Consider the following 335-nt stretch of genomic DNA (forward strand, 5'->3'; position numbering starts at 1 on the left):
TTCACTGTGCACGTCAACCAGCCGCTGGCTCACGACCTGGTCGTGACCCTGAGCAACAATGCCCAGGTCACCATCAAGGCTGGCGAAACCAGCGCGCCGTACACCCACGCTGCGCAGGGTGATGACGTCTACAACGACGCCGGCCAGATCAGCCTGGGTATCACCTCGGCGGTGGACACCACTGGTGCGACCTTCGAGAACCTCGAGTTGGGCGGTGCGGCTTCGGTTCAAGTGACCGATACCACCGACGAAGTTGTGGCCAAGCTGACTGCCACCCCTTCGGTCACCGAAGGCGGCGAGATCACTTACACCATCACGCTGACCAACAAAGACGG

Annotated in this window: 1 protein-coding gene; it reads left to right on the plus strand. The window is 61.5% G+C overall.

Annotation, left to right across the window (positions count from 1 at the left end):
* Nucleotides 1–335: immunoglobulin-like domain-containing protein (locus tag ACTJJN_RS27065; protein ID WP_440781807.1), on the plus strand; the 335-nt coding region annotated here is incomplete at both ends.

The sequence above is a fragment of the Pseudomonas sp. 22515 genome (genome assembly GCF_052044625.1).
GTDB lineage: Bacteria > Pseudomonadota > Gammaproteobacteria > Pseudomonadales > Pseudomonadaceae > Aquipseudomonas > Aquipseudomonas alloputida.